The sequence below is a fragment of the Streptomyces nogalater genome (assembly GCF_039532885.1).
Taxonomy (GTDB): Bacteria; Actinomycetota; Actinomycetes; order Streptomycetales; family Streptomycetaceae; genus Streptomyces; species Streptomyces nogalater.
Genome location: NZ_BAAASM010000002.1, coordinates 229,930 through 253,502, shown reverse-complemented (window position 1 = coordinate 253,502; position 23,573 = coordinate 229,930). Strand labels below are relative to the sequence as shown.

At 72.2% G+C, this 23,573-nt stretch carries 17 protein-coding genes and 2 pseudogenes; 9 read left to right on the top strand and 10 right to left on the bottom strand.

The genetic code is table 11. The features are described 5' to 3' along the window. Positions 1-126 precede the first annotated feature (126 nt). The 3 genes from ABD350_RS03095 to map all read right to left on the bottom strand — a co-directional run bounded on the left by ABD350_RS03095 (position 127) and on the right by map (position 6,631). A complete protein-coding gene (locus ABD350_RS03095) occupies positions 127-2,670 on the bottom strand; it encodes an ATP-dependent Clp protease ATP-binding subunit (RefSeq protein WP_344346091.1) in 2,544 nt (847 codons plus the stop codon). A gap of 191 nt (positions 2,671-2,861) precedes the next feature. Next, positions 2,862-5,120 carry an ATP-binding protein gene (locus ABD350_RS03090; protein WP_344346090.1) on the bottom strand — a complete coding sequence of 753 codons (2,259 nt, stop codon included), beginning with the start codon at positions 5,118-5,120 and terminating at the stop codon, positions 2,862-2,864. Between the two features lie 734 nt (positions 5,121-5,854). Beyond that, positions 5,855-6,631, bottom strand: a complete 777-nt coding sequence (gene map, locus ABD350_RS03085; protein WP_344346089.1) for a type I methionyl aminopeptidase — start codon at positions 6,629-6,631, stop codon at positions 5,855-5,857. 79 nt (positions 6,632-6,710) lie between these two features. Here map and ABD350_RS03080 point away from each other — a divergent pair, with 79 nt between their 5' ends. From ABD350_RS03080 to ABD350_RS03050, 7 genes and pseudogenes are all read left to right on the top strand, one after another. Continuing rightward, a complete protein-coding gene (locus tag ABD350_RS03080; RefSeq protein ID WP_344346088.1) occupies positions 6,711-6,962 on the top strand; it encodes a helix-turn-helix domain-containing protein in 252 nt (83 codons plus the stop codon). 204 nt (positions 6,963-7,166) lie between these two features. Continuing rightward, complete coding sequence (locus ABD350_RS03075; RefSeq protein WP_344346087.1) at positions 7,167-8,009, top strand: nitrilase-related carbon-nitrogen hydrolase; 843 nt, start codon at positions 7,167-7,169, stop codon at positions 8,007-8,009. A gap of 29 nt (positions 8,010-8,038) precedes the next feature. After that, positions 8,039-9,289, top strand: coding sequence for an aspartate aminotransferase family protein (locus tag ABD350_RS03070; protein ID WP_344346410.1), 1,251 nt, complete (start codon positions 8,039-8,041; stop codon positions 9,287-9,289). 38 nt (positions 9,290-9,327) lie between these two features. Continuing rightward, positions 9,328-9,990 (top strand): annotated as a pseudogene (locus ABD350_RS03065) (PucR family transcriptional regulator ligand-binding domain-containing protein); the annotation flags it as partial. Between the two features lies 1 nt (position 9,991). Beyond that, positions 9,992-10,096, top strand: a pseudogene (locus tag ABD350_RS03060) (acyltransferase); the annotation flags it as partial. Positions 10,097-10,122: 26 nt separating this feature from the next. After that, entirely contained in the window at positions 10,123-11,517 is a 1,395-nt protein-coding gene (gene hydA, locus ABD350_RS03055; RefSeq protein WP_344346086.1) for a dihydropyrimidinase, read from the top strand. Between the two features lie 11 nt (positions 11,518-11,528). Then, positions 11,529-12,548: a TIGR03842 family LLM class F420-dependent oxidoreductase gene (locus ABD350_RS03050; RefSeq protein WP_344346085.1), complete on the top strand. Its 1,020-nt coding sequence runs from the start codon at positions 11,529-11,531 to the stop codon at positions 12,546-12,548. A 29-nt stretch (positions 12,549-12,577) separates the two neighbouring features. On the opposite strand, the gene ABD350_RS03045 is transcribed toward ABD350_RS03050, so the two are convergent. After that, positions 12,578-13,243, bottom strand: coding sequence for a hypothetical protein (locus ABD350_RS03045; RefSeq protein WP_344346084.1), 666 nt, complete (start codon positions 13,241-13,243; stop codon positions 12,578-12,580). 197 nt (positions 13,244-13,440) lie between these two features. Beyond that, complete coding sequence (lplAB, locus tag ABD350_RS03040; RefSeq protein WP_344346083.1) at positions 13,441-14,505, bottom strand: lipoate-protein ligase LplAB; 1,065 nt, start codon at positions 14,503-14,505, stop codon at positions 13,441-13,443. A gap of 253 nt (positions 14,506-14,758) precedes the next feature. Here lplAB and ABD350_RS03035 point away from each other — a divergent pair, with 253 nt between their 5' ends. Further along, the gene (locus tag ABD350_RS03035; RefSeq protein WP_344346082.1) at positions 14,759-17,098 is read left to right on the top strand and encodes an ATP-binding cassette domain-containing protein; all 2,340 of its coding nucleotides are present in this window, start codon (positions 14,759-14,761) and stop codon (positions 17,096-17,098) included. A gap of 3 nt (positions 17,099-17,101) precedes the next feature. Here the strand turns inward: ABD350_RS03035 and ABD350_RS03030 are convergent, their stop codons facing one another. After that, positions 17,102-18,328, bottom strand: coding sequence for a nucleotide disphospho-sugar-binding domain-containing protein (locus ABD350_RS03030; RefSeq protein ID WP_344346409.1), 1,227 nt, complete (start codon positions 18,326-18,328; stop codon positions 17,102-17,104). Between the two features lie 370 nt (positions 18,329-18,698). Here ABD350_RS03030 and ABD350_RS03025 point away from each other — a divergent pair, with 370 nt between their 5' ends. Further along, positions 18,699-19,829 carry a class I SAM-dependent methyltransferase gene (locus ABD350_RS03025; protein WP_344346081.1) on the top strand — a complete coding sequence of 377 codons (1,131 nt, stop codon included), beginning with the start codon at positions 18,699-18,701 and terminating at the stop codon, positions 19,827-19,829. 45 nt (positions 19,830-19,874) lie between these two features. On the opposite strand, the gene ABD350_RS03020 is transcribed toward ABD350_RS03025, so the two are convergent. The 4 genes from ABD350_RS03020 to ABD350_RS03005 are packed head-to-tail and all read right to left on the bottom strand — an operon-like array spanning position 19,875 to position 23,474. Then, on the bottom strand, positions 19,875-20,603 hold the full coding sequence (locus ABD350_RS03020; RefSeq protein ID WP_344346080.1) for a class I SAM-dependent methyltransferase: 729 nt from the start codon (positions 20,601-20,603) through the stop codon (positions 19,875-19,877). 32 nt (positions 20,604-20,635) lie between these two features. After that, positions 20,636-20,896, bottom strand: a complete 261-nt coding sequence (locus tag ABD350_RS03015; RefSeq protein ID WP_344346079.1) for an acyl carrier protein — start codon at positions 20,894-20,896, stop codon at positions 20,636-20,638. 59 nt (positions 20,897-20,955) lie between these two features. Then, the gene (locus tag ABD350_RS03010; protein WP_344346078.1) at positions 20,956-22,185 is read right to left on the bottom strand and encodes a ketosynthase chain-length factor; all 1,230 of its coding nucleotides are present in this window, start codon (positions 22,183-22,185) and stop codon (positions 20,956-20,958) included. Continuing rightward, positions 22,182-23,474: a beta-ketoacyl-[acyl-carrier-protein] synthase family protein gene (locus tag ABD350_RS03005; protein ID WP_344346077.1), complete on the bottom strand. Its 1,293-nt coding sequence runs from the start codon at positions 23,472-23,474 to the stop codon at positions 22,182-22,184. The genes ABD350_RS03010 and ABD350_RS03005 overlap by 4 nt, the downstream gene beginning before the upstream one ends. Positions 23,475-23,573 lie beyond the last annotated feature (99 nt).

The following is a 23,573-nucleotide window of genomic DNA, read 5'->3' as shown; positions in this document are numbered from 1 at the left end:
CCCGGTGGGTGTGTCGTTCCCTTCCGGGTCGGTGCAAGGTCGCGGGCATCGGTCTGCGGCTTCGGTGCGGCCGTCGGCCCACGGCTTCGGTGTCGCGTCGGCCCACGGCTTCGGTGTCGCGTCGGCCTACAGCTCCGGTGCCGGCGGCTGGGCCGGCGTGGCCGCCTGGTCGGTGCGGAAGTCCAGTCGTCCGTCCTTGGCGTCCACCGTGATGTGGCCGCCCTCGGAGAGGGTGCCGTTCAGCAGCAGCCGGGACAGCTGGTTGTCCACCTCGCGCTGGATGGTGCGGCGCAGCGGCCGGGCGCCGTACTCGGGCTGGTAGCCGCGCTCGGCCAGCCAGTCCACGGCCGCGCGCGTGAACTCCACCGACACGCCCTGCCCCTCCAGCAGCCGCCGGGTGCTCTCCAGCAGCAGATCGGTGATCCGCCGCAGCTGGTCGCCCGTGAGCTGCCGGAAGACCACGATCTCGTCGATCCGGTTGAGGAACTCCGGCCGGAAGTGCTCCCGCAGCGGCCGCAGGATGCGTTCGCGCCGCGCCTCCTCGTCGGCCTCCGTGCCGCCCGGCCCGAACCCGATCCCGGCCCCGCGCCGGGTGATCGCCTCGGAGCCCAGGTTGCTGGTCATCACGACGACCGTGTTGCTGAAGTCCACCGTCCGGCCCTGCGAGTCGGTGAGCCGGCCGTCGTCCAGCACCTGGAGCAGGATGTTGAAGACGTCCGGGTGCGCCTTCTCCACCTCGTCCAGCAGAAGCAGCGAGTACGGGTGCCGGCGCACCACCTCGGTGAGCTGTCCGGCCTCCTCGTGGCCGACGTACCCGGGCGGGGCGCCCACCAGCCGGGAGACGGTGTGCCGCTCCTGGTACTCGCTCATGTCCAGCCGGACCATCCGGTCCTCGCTGCCGAACAGCGCCTCCGCCAGCGCCCGGGCCAGCTCGGTCTTGCCGACGCCGGTCGGGCCGAGGAAGAGGAAGCTGCCGATCGGCCGGTCGGGGCTGGCGAGCCCGGCCCGGGAGCGCAGCACCGCCTCCGAGACCACGGCGACCGCCTCCTCCTGGCCGACCACCCGCTGGTGCAGATGCTCCTCCAGGCCGAGCAGCCGTTCCTTCTCCTCCTCGGTCAGCCGGCTGACCGGGATGCCGGTCTGCCGGGACACCACCTCGGCGATGGCCTCCGCCGTCACTTCCAGCTGCCCCTCGTCGGCCTTCCCGTCGTCGCTGGCCGCCGTGATCCGCTGTTTCAGCTCGGTGATCCGGTCGCGCAACTGCCTGGCCTGCTCGTAGTCCTCGTCCGCGACCGCCTGGTCCTTGTCCCGGGCCAGCTGTTCCACCTCGCGCTCCATGGCGCGTACGTCCGTGCCCTTCGTCCCGGCGCCGAGCCGGACCCGGGCGCCGGCCTGGTCGATCAGGTCGATCGCCTTGTCCGGCAGCCGCCGGTCGGTGAGATAGCGGTCCGACAGCTCCACGGCGGCCACCAGCGCCTCGTCGGTGTAGCGGACCTGGTGGTGGGCCTCGTACCGGTCGCGCAGCCCGCGCAGGATCCCGATCGTGTCCTCCACCGTCGGCTCCGGCACCAGGATCGGCTGGAACCGGCGGGCCAGCGCCGCGTCCTTCTCGATCCGGCGGTACTCCTCCAGCGTGGTCGCGCCCACGATGTGCAGCTCGCCCCGGGCGAGGGCGGGCTTGAGGATGTTCCCGGCGTCCATCGCGCCGCCCTCGCCGCCGGAACCCGCGCCGACGACGGTGTGCAGCTCGTCGATGAAGACGATCAGCCGGTCGGAGTGGGCGCGGATCTCCTCGACGATGTTGTTCAGGCGTTCCTCGAAGTCACCCCGGTAGCGGGTGCCGGCCACCACCCCGGTCAGGTCCAGGGCGACCACCCGCCGCCCGGCCAGCACATCCGGCACGTCACCGTCGGCGATGCGCTCCGCCAGCCCCTCGACGATCGCCGTCTTGCCGACGCCCGCGTCACCGATCAGCACCGGGTTGTTCTTGCCGCGCCGGGACAGCACCTCGATGGTCTGCTCGATCTCGGTGTCCCGGCCGATCACCGGGTCGATCCGGCCCTGCGCGGCCAGCTCGGTCAGATCGCGGCCGTACTTGTCCAGGGTGGGCGTGCCGGTGGGCCGCTGCCGTTCCGGGCGGGGCTGCGCGCTCTCCGGGGCCTCCGGGGGCATGGACCGCGGCTGGAACCGGGCCGCGTGCAGGATGTGCCCGGCCGCCGAGTCCGGGTTCGAGGCCAGCGCGCTGAGCACGTGCTCCGGGCCGATGTACCCGGCGCCGCTGGCCCGCGCCATGTCGTGCGCGTCCAGCAGGGCCCGCTTGACGGCCGGGGTCAGGGACAGCGAGGTCGGTGGCGGGGCCTCGCCCGGCGGATGCTGCACCGGACCCGCCCGGTCGTCGATCTCCGAGGCGAGCGAGTCCGGGTCCGCGCCCGCCCGGCTCAGCAGGCTCCGGGTGGGCTCCGCCGACACGGCCGCGCGCAGCAGGTGCTGGGTGTCCAGATCGCGGCTGCCGTGCTCGGCGGCGTACTGGGCGGCTCCTCTGACCAGCTCCCGCGCCGGCTGGCTGAGCAGACGGCCGATGTCGATGTGGCGTGGTGCCCCGCCGACGGCTCCGCCGAAGAAGCGGGCCAGGAACTCACCGAAGGGGTCAGGAGGGTAGCCGTTGGTCATGGCGTTGGGTTTCCTTCACTGACGACTGGCTCAGCCGGGTAACCGGCCGGAAGCCGCTCATGCCCACGATGACACGATCCGTTGGGGCGGGCATGTTCGCCTGAGGGGGGTGAGGTCTGGGAGGCCTTCCCTGCACCCCGACGGGGGACATATCCACGCGGCACTCCGATGGGATGCCGGCAGGGCGGTGTTCACAGGGCGTCGAGGTCGGCGAGGCGTTCCCGGGCGACGGTGAGGCGGTGGGGGTCGGCCGCCGCACCGAGGGCCAGGCATCGCGAGAAGGCTTCCCGGGCTTCCTCGTGCCGCCCCGCCTTCAGGAGGACGTTGCCCAGGTGTATGAGGTTGCGACTCCCCATTTCCGGGTTGCCGCCGGCGTGGCAGAGGTCCACGGCGGTGCGCAGGTGGACGGCGGCCTTCGACCAGTTCTTGAGGTCGGCGTAGGCATGGCCGATGTACGACTGCAGGCTTGAGCGGGTGAAGTCGGCGATGTGCTGTCCGATGCGGTCGCCGCTTTTGTCGAGAAAGGCGAGCGTGTCCAGGTTCTCCGCTATGGATTCCTCGAGACGGCCCCCCTCCCAGAGGGCCTGGCCGAGCCCGGACCTGGCCTGAAGGGCGCCGTGGAGGTCACCGGCGGCCTCGAAGAGCCTGGCCGCCTCACGGTTGTGCCGCAGCGCCGCGGCGTAGTCGCGGAGCCGCAACAGCGTCCAGCTGGTGTACTGGTGGGCCCAGCCCTGCTGGGGAAGATCGCCGGCGCGCTGGGCGGCGGCGAGGGCCTGGGCGGAGCGGTCGAGGCTCTCGTGGTGACGGCCTTCGCAGGTGAGCAGGGCCCAGGCATGGTAGTTGAGGTGCGTGGCTTCCAGGAGGGGATCACCCAGAGCCTGGGCGGAGTCCGCGGCGGTGCCGAAGACCTCGGGCCAGTGTCCCCAGAAGATCCACTGGTCGGAGAACCAGTGCAGGGCTTCGGCGACGTCCACGACGGTGGCGTGGTCGCCCGCGGTGGCGGCCGCGCGCAGGGCGGCGAGCCAGTTGCCGCCTTCGTCCTGGAGCCACCGGCGGGCGTGTTCCGCGGTGGACAGGTCGACGGTCCCCTGCCAGGTGGCGGGCGGGGCGCCGTGGCCGGGTTCGTACCAGCGGCCGGCCACGACGGCGGTCTCCAGCAGCCAGCGGCGCAGCGCGGACCGCGCCGCCGCGCTGTCCTCGGCGGGTTCTTCGGCGTGCAGCCGGCCGCGGGCGTACAGGCGCAGCAGGTCGTGCAGGCGGTAGCGGTCCTGGTGGGCGCCGAGCAGGCCGGTCTCGACGAGTTCCTCCAGGGCGTCCTCGGCGTCGAACAGGGGCTGCCCGGTGAGCTGGGCGGCACCGGCGACGCTGACATCGGGGCCGTCGACCAGGGACAGCAGCCGGAACATGCGGGCGGTGGTGGGGGTGAGCTGGCGGTAGGACAGGTCGAAGGCCGCCGAGACGTGGACGTCGCCGGCGGTCAGGGTGTCCAGGCGGCGTTCTTCGAGGGCGAGGCGGTCGGCGAGGCGGCGTACGGTCCAGCCGGTGCGGGTGGCCAGCCAGTTGCCCGCCACCCGCAGGGCCAGCGGCAGGTGCGCGCAGCGGCCGGCGACCTCGGCCAGCGCGGCCGGGTCCGCCTCCGCGCGTTCGTCTCCGACCAGGGCGGTCAGGAAGGCGGCGGCCTCGGCGGGGGAGAGTTCGCCGAGGAGCAGACGGTGGACGCTCTCCAGCCCGGTGAGCTTCCTCCGGCTGGTGATCAACACCATCGCCGCACCGGCGCTCGGCAGCAGCGGGCGGACCTGGGTCTCGTCACGGGCGTTGTCCAGCACCAGCAGGCAGCGCCGTTCGGCCAGCACCTGCCGGTACAGCTCCGGGTGGCCCTGCGGACCGGCCTTCGCCAGCTCCCGGTCGGCCACCCCCAACGACTTCAGCACCCGCAGCATCAGCTCCGCCGCGCCGGGCGGGGTGTCGTCCATGCCGCGCAGGTCGAGCATCAGCTGCCCGTCGGGGAAGCGTTCGGCCACCTCGCGGGCGGCCTGCAGGGCCAGGGTGGTCTTGCCTGTTCCCGGTGGCCCGGACACCGCCACCACCACCGGTGGCCCGGAGGCCGCCCCGTCGGCCAGTGCGGTCAGCCGTGCCAGTTCCGCCGTTCGGCCGACGAAGTCGTCGATACTCCGCGGGAAGGCACGCACATCGGCCGCGACGCGGCGTGGATCACGGCCGGACCGGGCGGCGGCCAGCAGCCGCTCCCGCTCCGGCTCGCCCAACTCCAGTGCGTTCGCGAGTGCGGCGACCGTTCCCCGCTGGGGAGTCGCCCGTCGTCCCCGCTCGAGATCACCGATCCCTCGGACACTCACCCCCGACGCCTCCGCCAGCGCCTCGATCGTCAGCGACGCCTCCAAGCGCGCCTGCCGCAGCAGCACCCCGAACCCCGCACCACCCGCGTCCGCCACCCTGTCCCCTCACATCACCTCGGCCGGAACCGCTCTGGCATCGCCCCTGAACAGGGCCGAAGCGCCCCGCGGCGGGAAGAATCCTACGGCGGCCGACCAGGGGCACCGGGCACGTGGTGCCGGCCAGGACGGCTCCCCGCGCGCGATCCGTAGATCGTCGGTGTGCTCCTTGTGCCCTTGCCGCGGCGGTGACGGCCGCGACGTCGGCCGGGTCGGTCAGGGCGACGGACCAGGCGGCCGTGAGGAGACCGGCCTCACCGGTCAAAGCCTCGGTCCGACGGCGGGGCGCCAACCGGCGTAGGGCGCCGGCCGGCGCTTCGACGCCGGTCGTCAACCGAGCGCTCTCCTCGGCGTCCGCGCCGGGTCCGGGAGCGGCATGTCACACGCGAGGGGGGCAGGGCGGTGCCACCGAGGCGCGACGGCTCGCCACCGGTGGCGGGCCGGCGGCTGCACGGCTGCTGATCGCAGCGGTCCGCTGACCATGCTCGGCTCGGGTCCGCCGACGGCGACCGCTTCGGTGGCCGGGGCCCGGCGGCGCCGCCAGGCCCCGGCGACTTGATCGGACTGGTCCGGCCGCCGGGGGCCGGGGCGGGGAATGCGGGCCGCGCGGCCAGCCGTAACGCACCGGAAGCCACCGGCCGGACAGTCGCCCCGGCACCCCCACCACCAAGCGGCCCGGCCCGGCCGGCACACAGGCCCGGCCGTCCGGGAGGCCATCGGTTCCCCGCGCCCCTTCAGGCGGCGTCTCGTGCCGTCAGGATGCGAGGGCCCCCTTCCGTGATCGCCACCGTGTGTTCGACGTGGGCCGCGCGGGAGCCGTCGTTGGTGCGCAGGGTCCAGCCGTCGGGGGCCTCGTGGTAGCCGTCCTCGCCGCTCGCGATCAGCATGGGCTCGATGGCGAGGACCATGCCGGGGCGGAGCGGGAGGCCGCGGCCGGGGCGGCCCTCGTTCGGGACCTCGGGGTCCTCGTGCATACGACGGCCCACGCCATGGCCGCCGAAGCCCTGCGGGATGCCGTAGCCGGCCGTGCGGCAGACCCGGCCGACGGCGTGCGCGATGTCCCCGATGCGGTTGCCGACGACGGCCGCCGCGATGCCCTCGGCCAGCGCCCGCTCGGCGGTCTCGATCAGCCGCAGGTCCGCGGGGCGGGGGCGGCCCACCACGAAGCTGATCGCCGAGTCGCCGGCCCAGCCGTCCAGCTCGGCGCCGCAGTCGACGGAGAGCAGGTCGCCGTCGTGGAGCCGGTAGCCGGTGGGGATGCCGTGCACGATCGCGTCGTTCACCGAGGCGCAGATCACCGCGGGGAAGGGGGTCGGGGCGAAGGAGGGGCGATAGCCGAGGAACGGCGAGGTCGCGCCCGCCTCGCGCAGCACCTCCCGGGCCACCTCGTCCAGCTCCAGCAGGGTGACGCCGACGCGCGCGGCCTTCCGTACGGCCGTCAGGGCGCGGCCGACGACCCGGCCCGCCGCGTGCATCGCGTCGATCGACGTTTCGGTCTTCAGTTCCACCATGCCAATTACTATACCGGTATTTTAATTGGGTGATGCCCGGCCGGGTCGGCGGAGGGGCGGCCGGGGGCACAATGGGGGCATGGTGCGCACCCCTCTCACTCCCGAAGAGCGCGAACGCGGCGAGCGGCTCGGGCAGCTGCTGCGTGAGGCGCGCGGCGACCGGAGCATGGCGGACGTCGCCGCCGCGGCGGGCGTCTCCGCCGAGACGCTCCGCAAGATCGAGACGGGGCGGGCGCCGACGCCGGCCTTCTTCACCGTGGCCGCGCTGGCCGGGGTGCTCGGTCTGTCCATGGACGAGCTGGTGGCGCGCTGCGCCCTGGTGCCCGTCTGAGCCGTCCGCGTGCCACCCGGTGACCGGCTCCTCCGCCGGGGTGCTCCTCCACCGGAGTGCTCCTCCACCGGAGTGTGAAACGTGATCGACTTCGCGGGTTGACGACGATGGTCTTGGCAAGGGCCGCCCGGAGGCTTACGTTCGTCCCTCTACCGCCTGCTCTACGGGCGTAGAGGCTCTGACGTCGTGTCGAAGGAGCAGCTCATGCCCAACGTCGTCCGCGCCGCTCTGGTCCAGGCCGCCTGGACCGGCGACACCGGGACCATGGTGGCGAAACACGAGGAGCACGCCCGCGAGGCGGCCCGCCGGGGCGCGCGGGTCATCGGCTTCCAGGAGGTCTTCAACGCCCCCTACTTCTGCCAGGTCCAGGAGCCCGAACACTACCGCTGGGCCGAGCCCGTGCCCGACGGCCCGACCGTGCGCCGCATGCGCGACCTCGCCCGCGAGACCGGCATGGTGCTGATCGTCCCGGTCTTCGAGGTCGAGCAGTCCGGCTTCTACTACAACACCGCCGCCGTGATCGACGCCGACGGCAGCTACCTCGGCAAGTACCGCAAGCACCACATCCCCCAGGTCAAGGGCTTCTGGGAGAAGTACTACTTCAAACCCGGCAACCTGGGCTGGCCCGTCTTCGACACCGCGGTGGGCAAGGTCGGCGTCTACATCTGCTACGACCGCCACTTCCCGGAGGGCTGGCGCCAACTGGGACTCAACGGCGCCCAGTTGGTATACAACCCGTCCGCCACCCACCGGGGCCTGTCCGCCCATCTGTGGCGGCTCGAACAGCCCGCCGCGGCCGTCGCCAACGAGTACTTCGTCGCCGCCATCAACCGGGTCGGACAGGAGGAGTACGGCGACAACGACTTCTACGGCACGTCGTACTTCGTCGACCCACGCGGACAGTTCGTCGGCGAGGCCGCGAGCGACAAGGACGAGGAACTCCTCGTCCGGGACCTGGACTTCGGGCTCATCGAGGACGTGCGGCGGCAGTGGGCCTTCTACCGCGACCGCCGCCCCGACGCCTACGAGGGGCTGGTGCGGCCGTGACCGACCTCTACTCCCGCCACCGCGGCGTCATGCCCGACTGGCTCGCCCTCTACTACGACGACCCGATCGAGATCACCCACGGCGAGGGCCGCCACGTCTGGGACTCCTCGGGCCGCAGATACCTGGACTTCTTCGGCGGCATCCTCACCACGATGACCGCGCACACCCTGCCCGAGGTGACCAAGGCGGTCACCGAACAGGCCGGCCGGCTCGTCCACTCCTCCACCCTCTACCTCAACCGGCCGATGGTCGAACTCGCCGAACGCATCGCCCGGTTGAGCGGCATCCCGAACCCCCGGGTCTTCTTCACCGCCTCCGGCACCGAGGCCAACGACACCGCCCTGCTGCTCGCCACCACCTACCGGCGCAGCAACACCGTCCTGGCCATGCGCAACAGCTACCACGGCCGCTCCTTCAGCGCCGTCGGCATCACCGGCAATCGTGGCTGGTCCCCGACCTCCCTGTCCCCGGTGCAGACCCTGTACGTCCACGGCGGCGTGCGCACCCGGGGCCCGTTCGCCCACCTGGACGACCGCGCGTTCATCGACGCCTGTGTGGCCGACCTGAAGGACGTCCTCGGCCACACCCGCCCCCCGGCCGCGCTGATCGCCGAACCCGTCCAGGGCGTCGGCGGGTTCACCTCGCCGCCCGACGGACTGTTCGCGGCCTTCCGCGAGGTCCTCGCCGACCAGGGCATCCTGTGGATCGCCGACGAGGTGCAGACCGGCTGGGGCCGCACCGGCGACCACTTCTGGGGCTGGCAGGCACACGCCCGCAGCGGCCCGCCGGACATCGTCACCTTCGCCAAGGGCATCGGCAACGGCATGTCCATCGGCGGGGTCGTCGCCCGCGCCGAGATCATGAACTGCCTGGACGCCCACAGCATCTCCACCTTCGGCGGCACCCAGGTCACCATGGCCGCGGGCCTGGCCAACCTCACCTACCTCCTCGAACACGACCTCCAGGGCAACGCCCGGCGGGTCGGCGGACTGCTCATCGAACGGCTCCGGGCGGTCACCGCCGGGCTGCCCTGGGTGCGCGAGGTGCGCGGACGCGGACTGATGATCGGCGTCGAGCTGGTCAGGCCGGGCACGGACGAGGCCGATCCCCGGGCCGCCGCGGCCGCGCTGGAGGCGGCCCGCGAGGGCGGGCTGCTCATCGGCAAGGGCGGCGGACACGACAGCAGCGCCCTGCGGATCGCCCCGCCGCTCTCCCTCACCGTCGCCGAGGCCGAGGAGGGCGCGGCGATCCTGGAGAACGCGCTCCGGAGCCTGTACTAGGGAACGGGCGTACGGCACTAGAGAACGGGTGTACGGCCATGACCACCGCCTCGGAGTCCCGGCACGGCTGGGAACCCGTCCTGTCCGTCCGCCGCGTGCTCGCCGGGGAGCCCGAGGTGGTGGCCGGCGCCGACCGGCTGGACCGGCCGGTGCGCTGGGTGCGCGTCGCCGAGGCCGCCGATGCCGGGGTGATGCTCAGCGGCGGGGAGATGGTGCTCACCACCGGTGTCCTGGCGGCCGGTGACGAGGCCGGGCAGGCCGAGTACATCCGGTCGCCGCACCGGGCGGAGGCCGCCGCCGTCGTGTTCGGCCTCGGCCGGGCCTTCCCGGCGCCGCCCGAGGCCATGCGGCGGGCCGCCGAACGGTGCGGACTGCCGATGGTCGTCCTGCACCGGCCCTTCCCCTTCGCCTGGCTCACCGAAGAGGTCCAGTCGCGGCTGGTCCGGCGCGAGTTCGCCGCCGTCAGCCTCTCGGAGACCGTCCGCACCGAACTCACCGCCCTCATCACCGCCGGCGCCCCGCTCCGGCGGCTCCTGGACGAGGCCGCCGTGCACAGCGGCTGCCCGGTCGTCGTCACCAACCCCGCCCACCGCGTCCTCGGCACGGCGGGGGAGCGGTCCGCGGTGGACGACGTGCTGCGCGACTGGGAGCGGATCGCCCGCCAGTCGGGCGGCACCGCCGGCGACGGCTGGATCCGGGCAGGTCGTCCGCGACCTGGACCTGGCCGGACTCCACGAGGTGCGCGCCCGCCGGCAGTTCTACCGCGACCGCGCCCCGGGGGCGTACGAGCCGCTGACGGCGCCCTGACCCGAGCCGAGTGACCGAGGAGCAGCATGAGCAGCCGTACCGTCATCCGCCACGGTCTCGTCATCACCGCCTCCGACGAGATCCACGCCGACGTCCTCGTCGAGGACGGCCGTATCGCCGCCCTGGCCACGCCCCACTCGCACGACTGGACCGCGGACCGCGTGATCGACGCCACCGGAAAGTACGTCATCCCGGGCGGAGTCGACGCGCACACCCACATGGAGCTGCCGTTCGGCGGCACACACGCCTCCGACACCTTCGCAACCGGCACCCGGGCGGCGGCCTGGGGCGGTACGACGACCATCGTGGACTTCGCGGTGCAGAGCGTCGGCCACACCCTGCGCGAGGGCCTGGACGCCTGGCACGCCAAGGCCGAGGGCAACTGCGCGATCGACTACGCCTTCCACATGATCGTCTCCGATGTGAACGACGAGACGCTCAAGGAAATGGACCTGTTGGTCGAAGAGGGAGTGACCTCATTCAAGCAATTCATGGCTTATCCGGGTGTTTTCTACTCCGATGACGGTCAGATCCTGCGCGCCATGCAGCGAGCCGCCGGGAACGGCGGGCTGATCATGATGCACGCCGAGAACGGCATCGCCATCGACGTGCTGGTCCAGCAGGCGCTGGCCCGGGGCGAGACCGACCCCCGCTATCACGGGGAGGTCCGCAAGGCGCTGCTGGAGGCCGAGGCCACCCATCGCGCGATCCGGCTCGCCCAGGTCGCCGGGGCCCCGCTGTACGTCGTGCACGTCTCGGCTTCGGAGGCGGTCGCGGAGCTGACCAGGGCGCGCGACGAGGGGCTGAACGTCTTCGGCGAGACCTGCCCGCAGTATCTGTTCCTGTCCGCCGACAACCTCGCCGAGCCGGACTTCGAGGGCGCGAAGTACGTGTGCAGCACCCCGCTGCGGCCCCGCGAACACCAGGCCGCCCTGTGGCGGGGCCTGAGGACGAACGACCTCCAGGTGGTCTCCACCGACCACTGCCCCTTCTGCTTCACCGGCCAGAAGGACCTCGGCCGGGGCGACTTCTCCAAGATCCCCAACGGCCTTCCGGGCGTCGAGAACCGTATGGACCTGCTCCACCAGGCCGTCGTGGACGGCCGGATCTCGCGCCGCCGCTGGATCGAGATCGCCTGCGCCACCCCGGCCCGCATGTTCGGGCTGTACCCGAAGAAGGGCACCATCGCCCCGGGCGCCGACGCGGACATCGTCATCTACGACCCGCACGCCGAGCAGGTGATGTCCGCCGCGACCCACCACATGAACGTCGACTACTCGGCGTACGAGGGCAAGCGGGTCACCGGCCGCGTCGAGACGGTCCTCTCGCGGGGCGAACCCGTCATCGACCAGCGGGAGTACACCGGCCGCGCCGGGCACGGCGTCTTCACCCCGCGCTCCACCTGTCAGTACCTGAACTAGGAGTGGAGATCATGGACTTCGGACTCGTCCTGCAGACCGACCCGCCCGCCTCCCGCGTCGTCGCCCTCATGCGGCGGGCCGAGCACAACGGCTTCCGCTACGGCTGGACCTTCGACTCCGCCGTGCTCTGGCAGGAACCGTTCGTCATCTACAGCCAGATCCTGGCCGGCACCGAACGGCTGACGGTGGGCCCGATGGTCACCAACCCGGGCACCCGCACCTGGGAGGTCACCGCCTCCACCTTCGCCACCCTCAACGACATGTTCGGCAACCGCACCGTCTGCGGCATCGGCCGCGGCGACTCCGCGATGCGTGTCGCCGGGCGCAAACCCAACACCCTGGCCCGGATCAGCGAGGCCATGAAGGTCATCCGCGCCCTCGGCCGGGGCGAGGAGGCCGACCTCGGCGGCGCCAGGATCCGCATTCCGTGGATCAAGGAAGGCGCCGAGGTCCCCGTCTGGATGGCCGCCTACGGCCCGAAGGCCCTCAAGATGGCCGGCGAGGAGGCCGACGGGTTCATCCTCCAGCTCGCCGACCTGTACCTCACCGAGTACATGGTGAAGGCCGTGCGGGACGCGGCGGCGGCCGCCGGCCGCGACCCGTCCGAGGTGACGATCTGCGTCGCCGCCCCGGCCTACGTCACCGAGGACGACTCGCCCGCGGCCCTCGCCCACGCCCGCGACCAGTGCCGCTGGTTCGGCGGCATGGTCGGCAACCACGTCGCCGACCTCGTCGCCCGGTACGGCGAGCGCTCGGCCGACGTCCCCGCGGAACTCACCGACTACATCAAGGCCCGGCAGGGCTACGACTACGCCCACCACGGGCGCAGCGGCAACCCGGACACCGCGTTCGTACCCGACGAGATCGTGGACCGGTTCTGCGTCATCGGCCCCGCCGAGCGGCACATCGAGAAGCTGACCGCGCTGCGCGCCCTGGGCGTCGACCAGTTCGCGGTGTACGACATGCACGACGCGCAGGAGGGGACGATCGACGCCTACGGCAGCCGGATCATCCCCGCCGTCAACTCCTGAACCCGCGCCGCGCCACGGTCGTCACGGGCTCAGCCCCGGCTGCCGCGCAGCGCGGCCACCGCGGACTTCGCCGCCTTGATGGCGCCCTTGTTGATCTCGTCCGTCGTCGGGGCCTTGTGGGTCTCGAAGTCGCTGCCGCTGTAGGTGACGACGACGAGGGCGTTGGCCAGGCGGACCAGCACCACGCCCTCGCGGGTCTGCTGCTTGTCCTCCGTGGTGAGGCCGACGACGGAGTACGCGGTGTCGCCGAGCCCCGGCACGGCCCCGCCGCCGCTCTTCTCCGCGACCCGCTGCTCGTACTCCTGCCCGGCCTCCCGGTCCGACTCGCCGATCTCGAACGACACGTCGAGCCAGCGGTAGTCGTAGCCGTGGAGCGCGTTCCAGGAACAGGTGCGGCGCAGTCTGGTGTCGGTGGAGGGAATCTCCTTGCCGGCCGGCCCGGCACCCGGCACCAGGGACTTCAGGGTGGCGGCGGGGACAGCGGCACAGGGGGAGGGAGCGGCGGTGTAGGTGGGCGCCGCCGCGGTCGCGGACGGGGCCGCAAAGGAGGCTTCGGCGGGCGGAGTCCGGGCCGTCTGGTGTCCGGCGGCGGGCGGCGCGGCCGGACCGGAGGACAGCAGCCAGCCGGCGCAGGCGAGCACCGCGACCGGCGACAGACGCGCGGTGAGAGCGAGCGGCAGGGGCAGGGAACGCACGGGCACACTTCTCGTGGGGGAGGAGGTGGAGGGGTCCGCGGGGCGGACGGGGTACGACAGTGTCACACGACTGCCTGTGGGGCGGAAGTGCCCCCGCACCGCGCACCCACCCGGTCACGGGCCACGGTCACGATGTACCGCTCCGCCCGGAACGAACCCCGGCCGCCGCCCCCGCCGGGCGCGCGGACCGCCGGAGGCTACGGCACGCGCGCCGTCCACTCCGTCGAGCCGAACTTCGTGCGGGCCAGCTCCTCCGCCCGTGCCAGCTCCTCGTCGGTGACCTTGCCCTCGGCCAGGCCGTAGCGCGCGCGGAAGGACTCGATCATCCGGTCGATGACGGCCTCGCGCGGCAGCCCCGTCTGCCGGCGCAACGGATCGACCCGCTTCTTCGCGCTCTTCGTGCCCTTGTCGGACAGCTTCTCCCGCCCGATCCGCAGCACCTCGACCATCTTGTCGGCGTCGATGTCGTACGACATCGTCACGTGGTGCAGCACGGCACCCGGACCCCCGCCGGGCCCGACCACGCGCTTCTGCGCCGCGCCCGCGATCTTGCCCTGGTCGGTGGCGATGTCGTTCAGCGGCTGGTACCAGGCCCGGATGCCCAGATCGCCGAGGGCGCCCAGCACCCAGTCGTCCAGATAGGCGTAGCTGTCCTGGAAGGACAGACCCTGGACGAGGGACTCGGGCACCGACAGCGAGTAGGTGATCGTGTTGCCGGGCTCCACGAACATCGCGCCGCCGCCGGAGATCCGCCGCACCACCTCGACGCCGTGCCGGGCGGCGCCCTCCGCGTCGACCTCGTTGCGCAGCGACTGGAAGCTGCCGATGATCACGGCCGGGGCGCCCCACTCCCACACCCGCAGCGTCGGCGGCCGCCGGCCCGCTGCCACCTCGGCGGTCAGCACCTCGTCCAGCGCCATGTGCAGGGCCGGCGACTGCGGGGCCTCGTGGATCAGCTGCCAGTCGTAGTCGGTCCAGTCCGTGGCGCGCGCCAGCGCCCGGCGCACCGCGATGCCCACCCCTTCCGAGGTCAGGCCGTACATCACCGTCCCCGCGGGCAGCGCCGCGTCGATCCGCGCGGCCAGCCCCGCCGCGTCCGTGTCCGCAGGAGCGCCCTCCAGGGCGCCGTTCACCGCGTCCAGCGCCTCGTCGGGCTCCAGGAAGAAGTCACCCGCCACCCGCACGTGCCGCAGCACGCCGTCCTCGACGTCCACATCCACGACGACGAGCTTGCCGCCGGGCACCTTGTACTCACCGTGCACTGCCTTGGCCTCCGTTCCTGCCGCAGGAAACCAACGTCCGGCCCGGCCGGGGTGTTCCCGGCGCCCGAGGAGGCTCCTGACGATCACCCGGATGGGTTAAATGGTTGCCTTGAGCTACCTCTACTAGAGCGCGGTGACACCGTATGCGTACCTTGCGAGGCGATGCTCGCTGTGGCGCCCGCCGTGTGGTGGTGTCCGCCGCATCCCGAAGTCAGAAGAAGACCGAAGCGGACAGAACTGGAGAACCCACGGAATGAGCCTCCGTGACGACACCGACGGCACCCGGGGCGGACCCGGCACCGACCCGGCGGACAGCCACGATGTGATCCAGGTGCGGGGCGCGCGCGAGAACAACCTGAAGAGAGTCTCCCTGGACATCCCCAAACGGCGTCTGACGGTCTTCACCGGCGTCTCCGGCTCCGGTAAGTCCTCCCTGGTCTTCGACACCATCGCCGCCGAGTCCCGGCGGCTGATCAATGAGACGTACACCGCGTTCATCCAGTCGTTCCTGCCGGCCCTCGCGCGGCCCGACGTCGACGGGCTGCACAACCTCAGCGCCGCCATCGTCGTCGACCAGGAGCGCATGGGGGTCAACTCCCGCTCCACCGTGGGCACCGCCACCGACGCGCTGGAGATGCTGCGGATCATCTTCAGCAGGCTCTCCACCCCGCACGTGGGCGGCCCCGGCGCCTTCGGTTTCAACAGCCCCGACGGCATGTGCCGGCACTGTGAGGGCCTGGGGCGTGTCGCCGACATCGACGTCGATCAACTCGTCGACAGGGAGCGCTCCCTGAACGAAGGGGCGATCACCGTGCCGGGCTACGCCGTCGGCTCCTGGAACTGGCAGATCTTCGCCGAGTCGGGCCTGCTCGACCCCGACCTCAGGCTCCGGGACTACAGCCCCGACCAGTGGCACGACCTCATGCACAAGCCCGCCACGAAGATCAGGCACAACAGCCTCAACGTCACCTACGAGGGGCTGCTGGTGAAGGTGCGCCGCACACACCTCGCCAAGGAACGGGAGTCCATGCAGGCGCACATCCGGGCCTTCGTGGAGCGGGCCGTGGTCTTCGGCCCCTGCCCCGCGTGCGGCGGGGCGCGGCTGAACCCGGCGGCACTGGCGGCCACCGTCAACGGCCGTAACATCGCCGAGTGCTCCGCCCTGCAGGTCAGCGACCTGCTCGACTTCGTCCGCGGCATCGACGCCGCCGAGGTGCGTCCCCTGACCGAGGCGCTGCGTGGCACCCTGGAGTCGATGGTGGAGATCGGCCTGGGATATCTCAGCCTGGACCGCGAGTCGGGCAGCCTCTCCGGCGGCGAGGCCCAGCGGGTGAAGATGGTCCGCCACCTCGGCTCCAGCCTCACCGACGTCACCTACGTCTTCGACGAGCCCACCACCGGACTGCACCCGCACGACGTCCAGCGGATGAACGCCCTGCTGCTGCGGCTGCGCGACAAGGGCAACACGGTGCTGGTCGTCGAGCACAAGCCGGAGGTCATCGCCATCGCCGACCACGTCGTGGACCTCGGACCCGGCGCGGGCGATGCCGGGGGACAGCTCTGTTACGCCGGTGACGTGCCCGGGCTGCGCGCTTCCGATACCCTCACCGGCCGCTGTCTCGACCACCGGGTGCCCCTGCGTGCGCAACCCCGACGGCCTCGCGGACACCTGGCGATCAGGAACGCCTCGCTGCACAACCTCAAGGACGTCAGCGTCGACATCCCGCTCGGGGTGCTCACCGCCGTCACGGGTGTCGCCGGATCCGGCAAGAGTTCCCTGATCCACGGGATGCTGGGCCACCGGGAAGGGGTCGTGGTGGTCGACCAGTCGCCGATCCGCGGCTCCCGGCGCAGCAGCCCCGCCACCTACACCAAGCTCTTCGACGGGGTACGCGCCGCCTTCGCCCGGGCCAATGGGGTGAGCGCCTCGCTGTTCAGCGCCAACTCCGAAGGAGCGTGCCCTCGCTGCAAAGGCGTCGGCGTCGTCTACACCGACCTGATGATGATGGCGGACGTGGCGTCGGTCTGCGAGGAGTGCGGGGGCCGGCGCTTCACCCCCGAGGTGCTGTCGTACACGCTCCGCGGCAGGAACATCAGCGAGGTGCTCGGGATGTCCGTGACCGAGGCCCGCGACTTCTTCCCCACCGGCCGCGTCCGTGCCTCGCTGGACCGGCTGGCCGACGTGGGGCTGGGCTACGTGGGACTGGGGCAGCCGCTCAACACGCTCTCCGGCGGGGAACGGCAGCGGCTGAAGCTGGCCGTGCACATGGCGGATCAGCCCACGGCCTACGTGCTGGACGAGCCGACGAACGGCCTGCACCTCGCCGACGTGGACAAGCTCCTCACCCTGCTGGACCGGCTCGTGGACGGCGGCAACACGGTCATCGTCATCGAGCACCACCAGGCCGTCATGGCCCACGCCGACTGGCTCATCGACCTCGGCCCGGGCGCGGGCCACGACGGTGGGCGGGTCGTCTTCACCGGCACGCCGGCCGAACTGGTGGAAACCGGTGACACGCTGACGGCACATCATCTGCGGCGGTACGTCGGCCGGGCCCGGGCACAGGCGGAGCCGGTCGGCGCGGCGCGTTGAGCGTCACCCCGCCGCCAGTGCCTCCAGCGTCGTCACCAGCTCGGCCGGGGAGGGCCGGCTGAACATTTCCTCGCGTAACGCGGTGGCGGACCGGCGGTAGGAGGTGTCCTGGAGCAGCTCGGTCACGGCCGCGCGCACCGTCGCCGGGTCGGCCTGGTGCCCTGGCAGGTGCCGTGCCGCTCCGGCGGTGGCCACCCGGGTGGCGGTGGCGGCCTGTTCGGAGGCGAAGGTGAGGAACAGCTGAGGCACTCCCGCCCACAGCGAGGTCAGCGTGCTGCCGCTGCCACCGTGGTGCACGATCAGGTCGCAGGCCGGGGCGAGCAGCCGCAGCGGTGCGCGCTCCAGCACCCGCACCGAGTCCGGCACGGGTCCGAGCGCCGCCAGGTCCCGGGCCGTCGCGGTCACCAGGAGCTCGCAGCCGACCCCCTCGAGAGCGCGCACCAGGCCGGGCAGCGCGTAGGACCGGGGCCCGGAGATCATGGACAGCGCGGTCGACCAGGTCAGCAGGATCCGCGGCCGGGCGCCCGGCCCGGGCGGTGCGGAGAGCAGCGACACGTCCGGCGCGTGGCCGCCGCCGTTGTAAGGGACGTAGCGCACCGGCAGCCGGGGGGCCTCCGCCTTGGGCTCCAGGGTGGCCGGGCAGGGGTCGACGACGCGCTCGATCATGCCGAGATGGAACGCGCCGAGGCCGTGACGGGCGAAGGAACCGCTGTGGTCGTCCGGCACGACGCGCATGTGCTCGGGCTCGTGGGGACCGACCGGCCCCCACAGACAGAGCGCGGACGGCACACCGAGTACGCGCGCGGCCAGCAGCCCTTCCAGGCTCACCGGGTCATGGAGCACCAGGTGCGGCGCCCACTCCCGGGCCAGGGCGAGGGCGGCGTCGAAGCCCCGGGCGGCCCGCGCGGCCTGCTCGGCGCCGGTGGTGGCCCGGTACTCGGCCATGTCGAATTCGTCCAGGGCGGCCATGTCCTCCCCGGTGACCGGATGCGGCGGCAGCCACGGATACGGCCAGATGCCCTGGCGTGCCTCCTCGTAGTACTGCAGTCGCAGCCACTGCGGCACGTCGAGCCCGTCGAGCACCGGTACGGGAGTCAGGCCCGCGTGCGCGACGGAGTCGGTCTGCGACGGGGCGCACAGCACCCGTACCTCGTGCCCGGCGGCCTGCAGCGCCCAGCCGAGGGGGACGAGGGAGGCGTAGTGGGTGGGCCAGGAGGAGACGGTGAACATGACGCGCACGGCGGCCGATTCCTTCGGTCGGGGGCGGTGGACTGCGGGACGACGGACAGCTGACGCCTCCCGGTGCCGACGGTCTGCGGTGCCCCTCGACATACGCTCGACACCGCCACGAGCGGCCACCCGCCCACGCGCTCACACGCCGAATGGGGGCATCCGTGCCCCATGACGGAAACAGGCACATGAAAGGTGATCGATGACGATTCCGGTGACGGGACTGGAGCTGTGGGGCCGCCGATCCGCGCGCGGCGCCCCGGCAACGGTCCGCCCGTCGAGGTTTCCTTGAGGCTGACGCGAGAGGCCGTCCCTACCGTCCCGAGGGCACGGCTTGGACCTCGTACGAGACCCCGGGAGAGGCAGCTCGATGGAGAAGACGGAACTGCTGGAGGAAATCCTGCGCGGCGGAGCCGAACGGGAGACCGACCTTGCCCGGCTGACCGCGAAGGCGGGCCTGGACGCGGTGGCCGGCGTCCTCCTCGCGGAGGTCGCGTTCCGCTGCCCGCCGCCGGTCAACACGCTCCCCGTCCACGTGGGCCTCGATCTCGAACACGACGGTGCGGTGCGGCGCTCGGCCCTGCGGCTGGTCCGGGACGAACCGGTGACCGTCCACCCACGCCCGCAGGAGGGCACCCCCACACTGCTGCGCTTCAGCCTCGCAGACTTGGTACGGCGGTTGTTCGGTCCCGAGGAAGCCGGCCAGGGCGGGGACTTCCACAACGAGTTCCTGCCGCAGCCACCCGGTGCCGAGAACATGATGGAGACCTGGAGCGCCGTCTCCCACGCGACCCACACGGTGATGACCGCGCTCTCCACCCTCACCCCCGATCTCGGTGAACTCGCCGTCCGGTACGGCTCCGACAAGTGGGCCAGCTTCCACTGGTACACCCCGCACTACGACCACCATTTCCGCCCACTGCGGAACACGCCCGTCCGTGTGCTGGAGATCGGCGTCGGCGGCTACGAGGAGTACGACGGCGGCGGCTCGCTGAAGATGTGGAAGCGCTACTTCCGGCGCGGCCTGATTCACGGTCTCGACATCGTCGACAAGACGCGGCTGAGCGAGCCCCGGCTGACCGTGCTCACCGGCGACCAGAACGACCCGGAGACGCTGGAGCGGATCGTCCGCGAGCACGGACCGTTCGACGTCGTCATCGACGACGGAAGCCACGTCAACCAGCACGTCCACACGTCGTTCCGCACCCTCTTCCCGCACCTGCGGTCCGGCGGGCTGTACGTGATCGAGGACCTGCAAACCTCGTACTGGCCCGAGTTCGGGGGCACCGACGGCCCCAACGCCGCCCCGGACACCTCCCTGGGCCTGGTCAAACAACTGCTGGACGACCTGCACCACCAGGAGCGCCCCAAGGACCGCGACACGGCGGACGCGACGCGGAGCACGGTCACCGGCGTGCACGTGTACCACAACATCGCCTTCGTCACGAAGGGCGTCAACGGCGAGGCCCCGCTGCCCGACTGGATGCTCCAGGGGCACTGAGTCCGGCCTCCGGGCCCGACGGCCTCCAGGCCCGGAGACAGGCCGTCACCCCGCCCGCCCGGACTTCCGGACACCGAGGAACAGTCCGCGCCCCGCGTGCAGCCGCGGGACGTACTCCACCGCGAACCCCGCCCGCGAGAAGGCCTCCTCGTACTGCTCGCGGGAGAACAGCGAGATGCGGTGCGACTCCGAGAAGTGGCGCACGCCCAAGGCGGCGTCCGCCACCAGGTAGTGCACCCGCATCACCGAGGCGGTGCCCTCGCGCGTCGAGTGGGAGACGCGGGAGACCGTCCGCCCGTCCACGGTCATGGTGTCGCCCGAGACATACCCGTCCAGGTACGTCTCCGGGAACCACCACGGGTCGACCGCGGCCACCCCGCCGGGCGCCAGGTGCGCGGCGAAGCAGCGCAGCGTCGCCGTGAGCTCCTGCGGCGTACGGGCGTAGCCGATCGAGCCGAACATGCAGGTGACGGCGTGGAACGTCCGGCCGAGCCGGAAGTCGCGCATGTCCGCCCGGTGCAGGGCCACTCCGGGCAGGCGGCGGCGCGCGACCGCGCACATCGCCTCGGACAGTTCCACCCCCTCCACCTCCTCGAATCGCGTCGCGAACGCCCGCAGGTGCGCGCCCGTGCCGCAGGCGACATCGAGCAGCGTCCGCGCCCCGGGCAACCGCGCCCGGATCCGGCGGGTGATCTCCTCGGCCTCCGCTCCGTAATCCTTGCCGCGGCCCTCGTGGACCAGTTCGTAGATCTGTGTGAGTTCCGTGCCGTACACACGCGTCACCCCGCTCTCGTGGGCCGGCCGGGTCAGGCCGCCTCGGCCACCGTCCGGTTGACCAGGGCGGTCAGCTCGGCAGGCGTCCTGGCGTCGGCGACCACCTCGTCACCGAGCTGGATGCCGAACTCGCGCTCGAGCCGGCCGGCCGTTTCCAGGAGCGCCAGCGAGTCGTAGCCGAGTGCGGCGAAGTCGGCGCCGTCCGTGTCGCCCAGAGCGTCGACGTCCTCACCGTAGCCCGCGCACTCCCGCATGATCTCCATGAGCCGTTCCGTCGTCAGCTGCTGCTTCACCGTCGCATCCCTCTCTCTTCCGTGGCCTCTTACCGCGGCTCCGGCTGCGCCGGGCCGCTTCACCGTGTCTCCGCGCGCGGCCCCGCCACGACCATCGCCGCATTGAACCCGCCCCGGCCCCGCGCGAGCACCAGGGCCCTGGCCAGGGGCGTGCGCCGGGGGGCGAGCACCAGGTCCAGCTCGTACTCCGGCCGCGGCCGGGAGACGTTGACCGTCGGCGGGACGACGCCCTCGCGCAGCGCCAGCAGCGCCGTCGCCACGTCGAGGGCCGCGCCGCCCGCGCTGAGGCGGCCGGTCATGGTCTTCGGCGCCGTCACCGGAACGCCGTACGGTCCGAACAGGCGCCGCACCGCGTCGGCCTCCGCCGCGTCCTCGTCCGGGGTGCCGGACGCGTCCGCGAACACCACGTCGACCGCCTCGGGTCCGACCTCCGCGTCGTCCAGTGCCGCCTGCGCGGCCCGCAGCAGGTTCGGCGGGCGCCCCGAACCGGGCGGGGGGTCGAATGTGGCGGCGTACCCATCGATGCGCCCGTACCACCGCGTCACCCCGCGCGCCCGGGCCGACTCGTCGCTCTCCAGGACGAGCAGGGCGCCGCCCTCTCCCGGCACGTGTCCGCCGGCTGCGGCGTCGAACGGCAGATAGGCCCGGCGCGGGTCGTCCGACGTGCTGAGGCCGCCCGAGCTGAGCTGCGCCACCCAGCCCCAGGGGCAGGGCGAGCCGTCAACGGCTCCCGCGACCACCATCGGCAGTCCGCGCCGCAACTGCCGCCGGGCCTGCCCAAGGGCGTCCAGGCCGCCCGCCTGTTCCGTCACCAGCACCCCGCCCGGGCCGCGCAGCCCGTGCCGGATGGACACCTGACCGGTGTTCACGGCATAGAACCATGCGAACGACTGATACGCGCTGACGTACTGCGGGCCCAGGCTCCACAGGTTCTGCAGCTCGCGGTGGCCGAATTCGAACCCCCCCGCCGAACTCGCGGTGACCACGCCGACGCCGTACTCCGGCAGCTTCGACGGGTCCACGGCGGCGTCCTGGAAGGCCCAGTCCGCCGCGACGAGCGCCAGGCGCGTCATATGGTCCGTCTGCGGCATCAGCCGGCTGGGCAGATGGTCCTCCGGGACGAAACCGGGCACCTCTCCGGCCAGTTTGCTGGGGTACCGGCCGGCGTCGAACCGGGTGACCGGTCCGATCGCCGACGCCCCCCGGACCGTACTCGACCAGTGCTCCCGCACCCCGAGACCGGTGGGGGCGACGACGCCGAGACCGGTCACCACCACGGCGGCCGTCACGCGGCCGACCTTCCCCGCGAGCCCGGACCGCACAGCACCATGGCGCTCTGGAAACCGCCGAACCCGCTGCCCACCGTGAGCACCGTGTCCACCGGGCACGCACGCGCCCGCAGCGGCACGTAGTCCAGATCGCACTCGGGATCCGGCTCGTGCAGATTGGCGGTGGGCGGCACCACGTCGTGTGTGATGGCCAGCACGGAGGCGGCGATCTCCAGGGAGCCGATCGCGCCCAGCGAGTGCCCGATCATGGATTTGATGCTGCTGACCGGGACCCGGTAGGCGTGGTCGCCGAGACTGCGCTTGAAGGCCGCCGTCTCGTGACGGTCATTCTGCCGGGTGCCGGAACCGTGGGCGTTGACGTAGTCGACGTCAGCCGGCGCCTTGCCCGCCTGGGCGAGCGCCACCCCGATGGCCTCCGCCATCTCCCGCCCGTCCGGGCGCAGACCGGTCATGTGGAAGGCGTTGCAGCGAGTGGCGAACCCGGCGATCTCCGCGTACACGAGCGCGCCCCGGCGGCGCGCGTGTTCGAACTCCTCCAGGACGAACACGGCAGCGCCCTCGCCGAGTACGAACCCGTTCCTGGTGCGGTCGAACGGACGGGACGCCTCGGCGGGCGTGTCGTTGCGGGGGGTGGTCGCCTTGATGGCATCGAAGCACGCCACGGTGATGGGGGAGATGGGCGCCTCGGTCGCACCGGCCAGCATCACATCCGCCGCTCCCTCGGCGATCAGGTCGGCCGCGCGGCCCACGGCGTCCAGGCCCGAGGTGCACCCGGTCGACACCAGGCTGACGGGGCCCTCCGCGCCGATGCGGTCGTGTGCCACCTCGGCGGCGATGGAGCTGGGCACGAAGTAGTCGAACAGGTGCGGTACGGCGTAGCCGTCGTCGACCAGCCAGTTCCGGCCGCTGTCGCTGACGACCGCGTACTCCTCTTCCAGGCTCGTGGTGCAGCCGACCGCGCTGCCGACGACCACGCCGGTGCGGGAGGCGTCCAGGGCGCCGAGGTCGAGTCCGCTGTCCTCCAGGCTTTCCCGGGCGCTGACGACCGCGAACTGCGTGGCCCGGTCCATACGCCGGATCTGCTGGGGGGTCAGCCCTTCGGCAAGCGGGTCGAAATCGCATTCCGCGGCGATGCGGGAACGGAACGGAGAGGGATCGAAGGCGGTGATGGTCCGGGTCGCGGTGCGACCGGCCGTCAGCAGATCCCAGAACGGTTTCACCCCGGTGGCATCGGGCGCGACGATCCCTATTCCGGTGATGACCACGCGACGGTTGATGGATTCCTTCATTCGTCGAAGATGCCCTTCACTAGGGGCTTTGATCGTCTTGAAGTTCCTGTGCGCGGACAGGTGATGACTTCAACCGCACAGGGCTCGTGGTGACAGTGC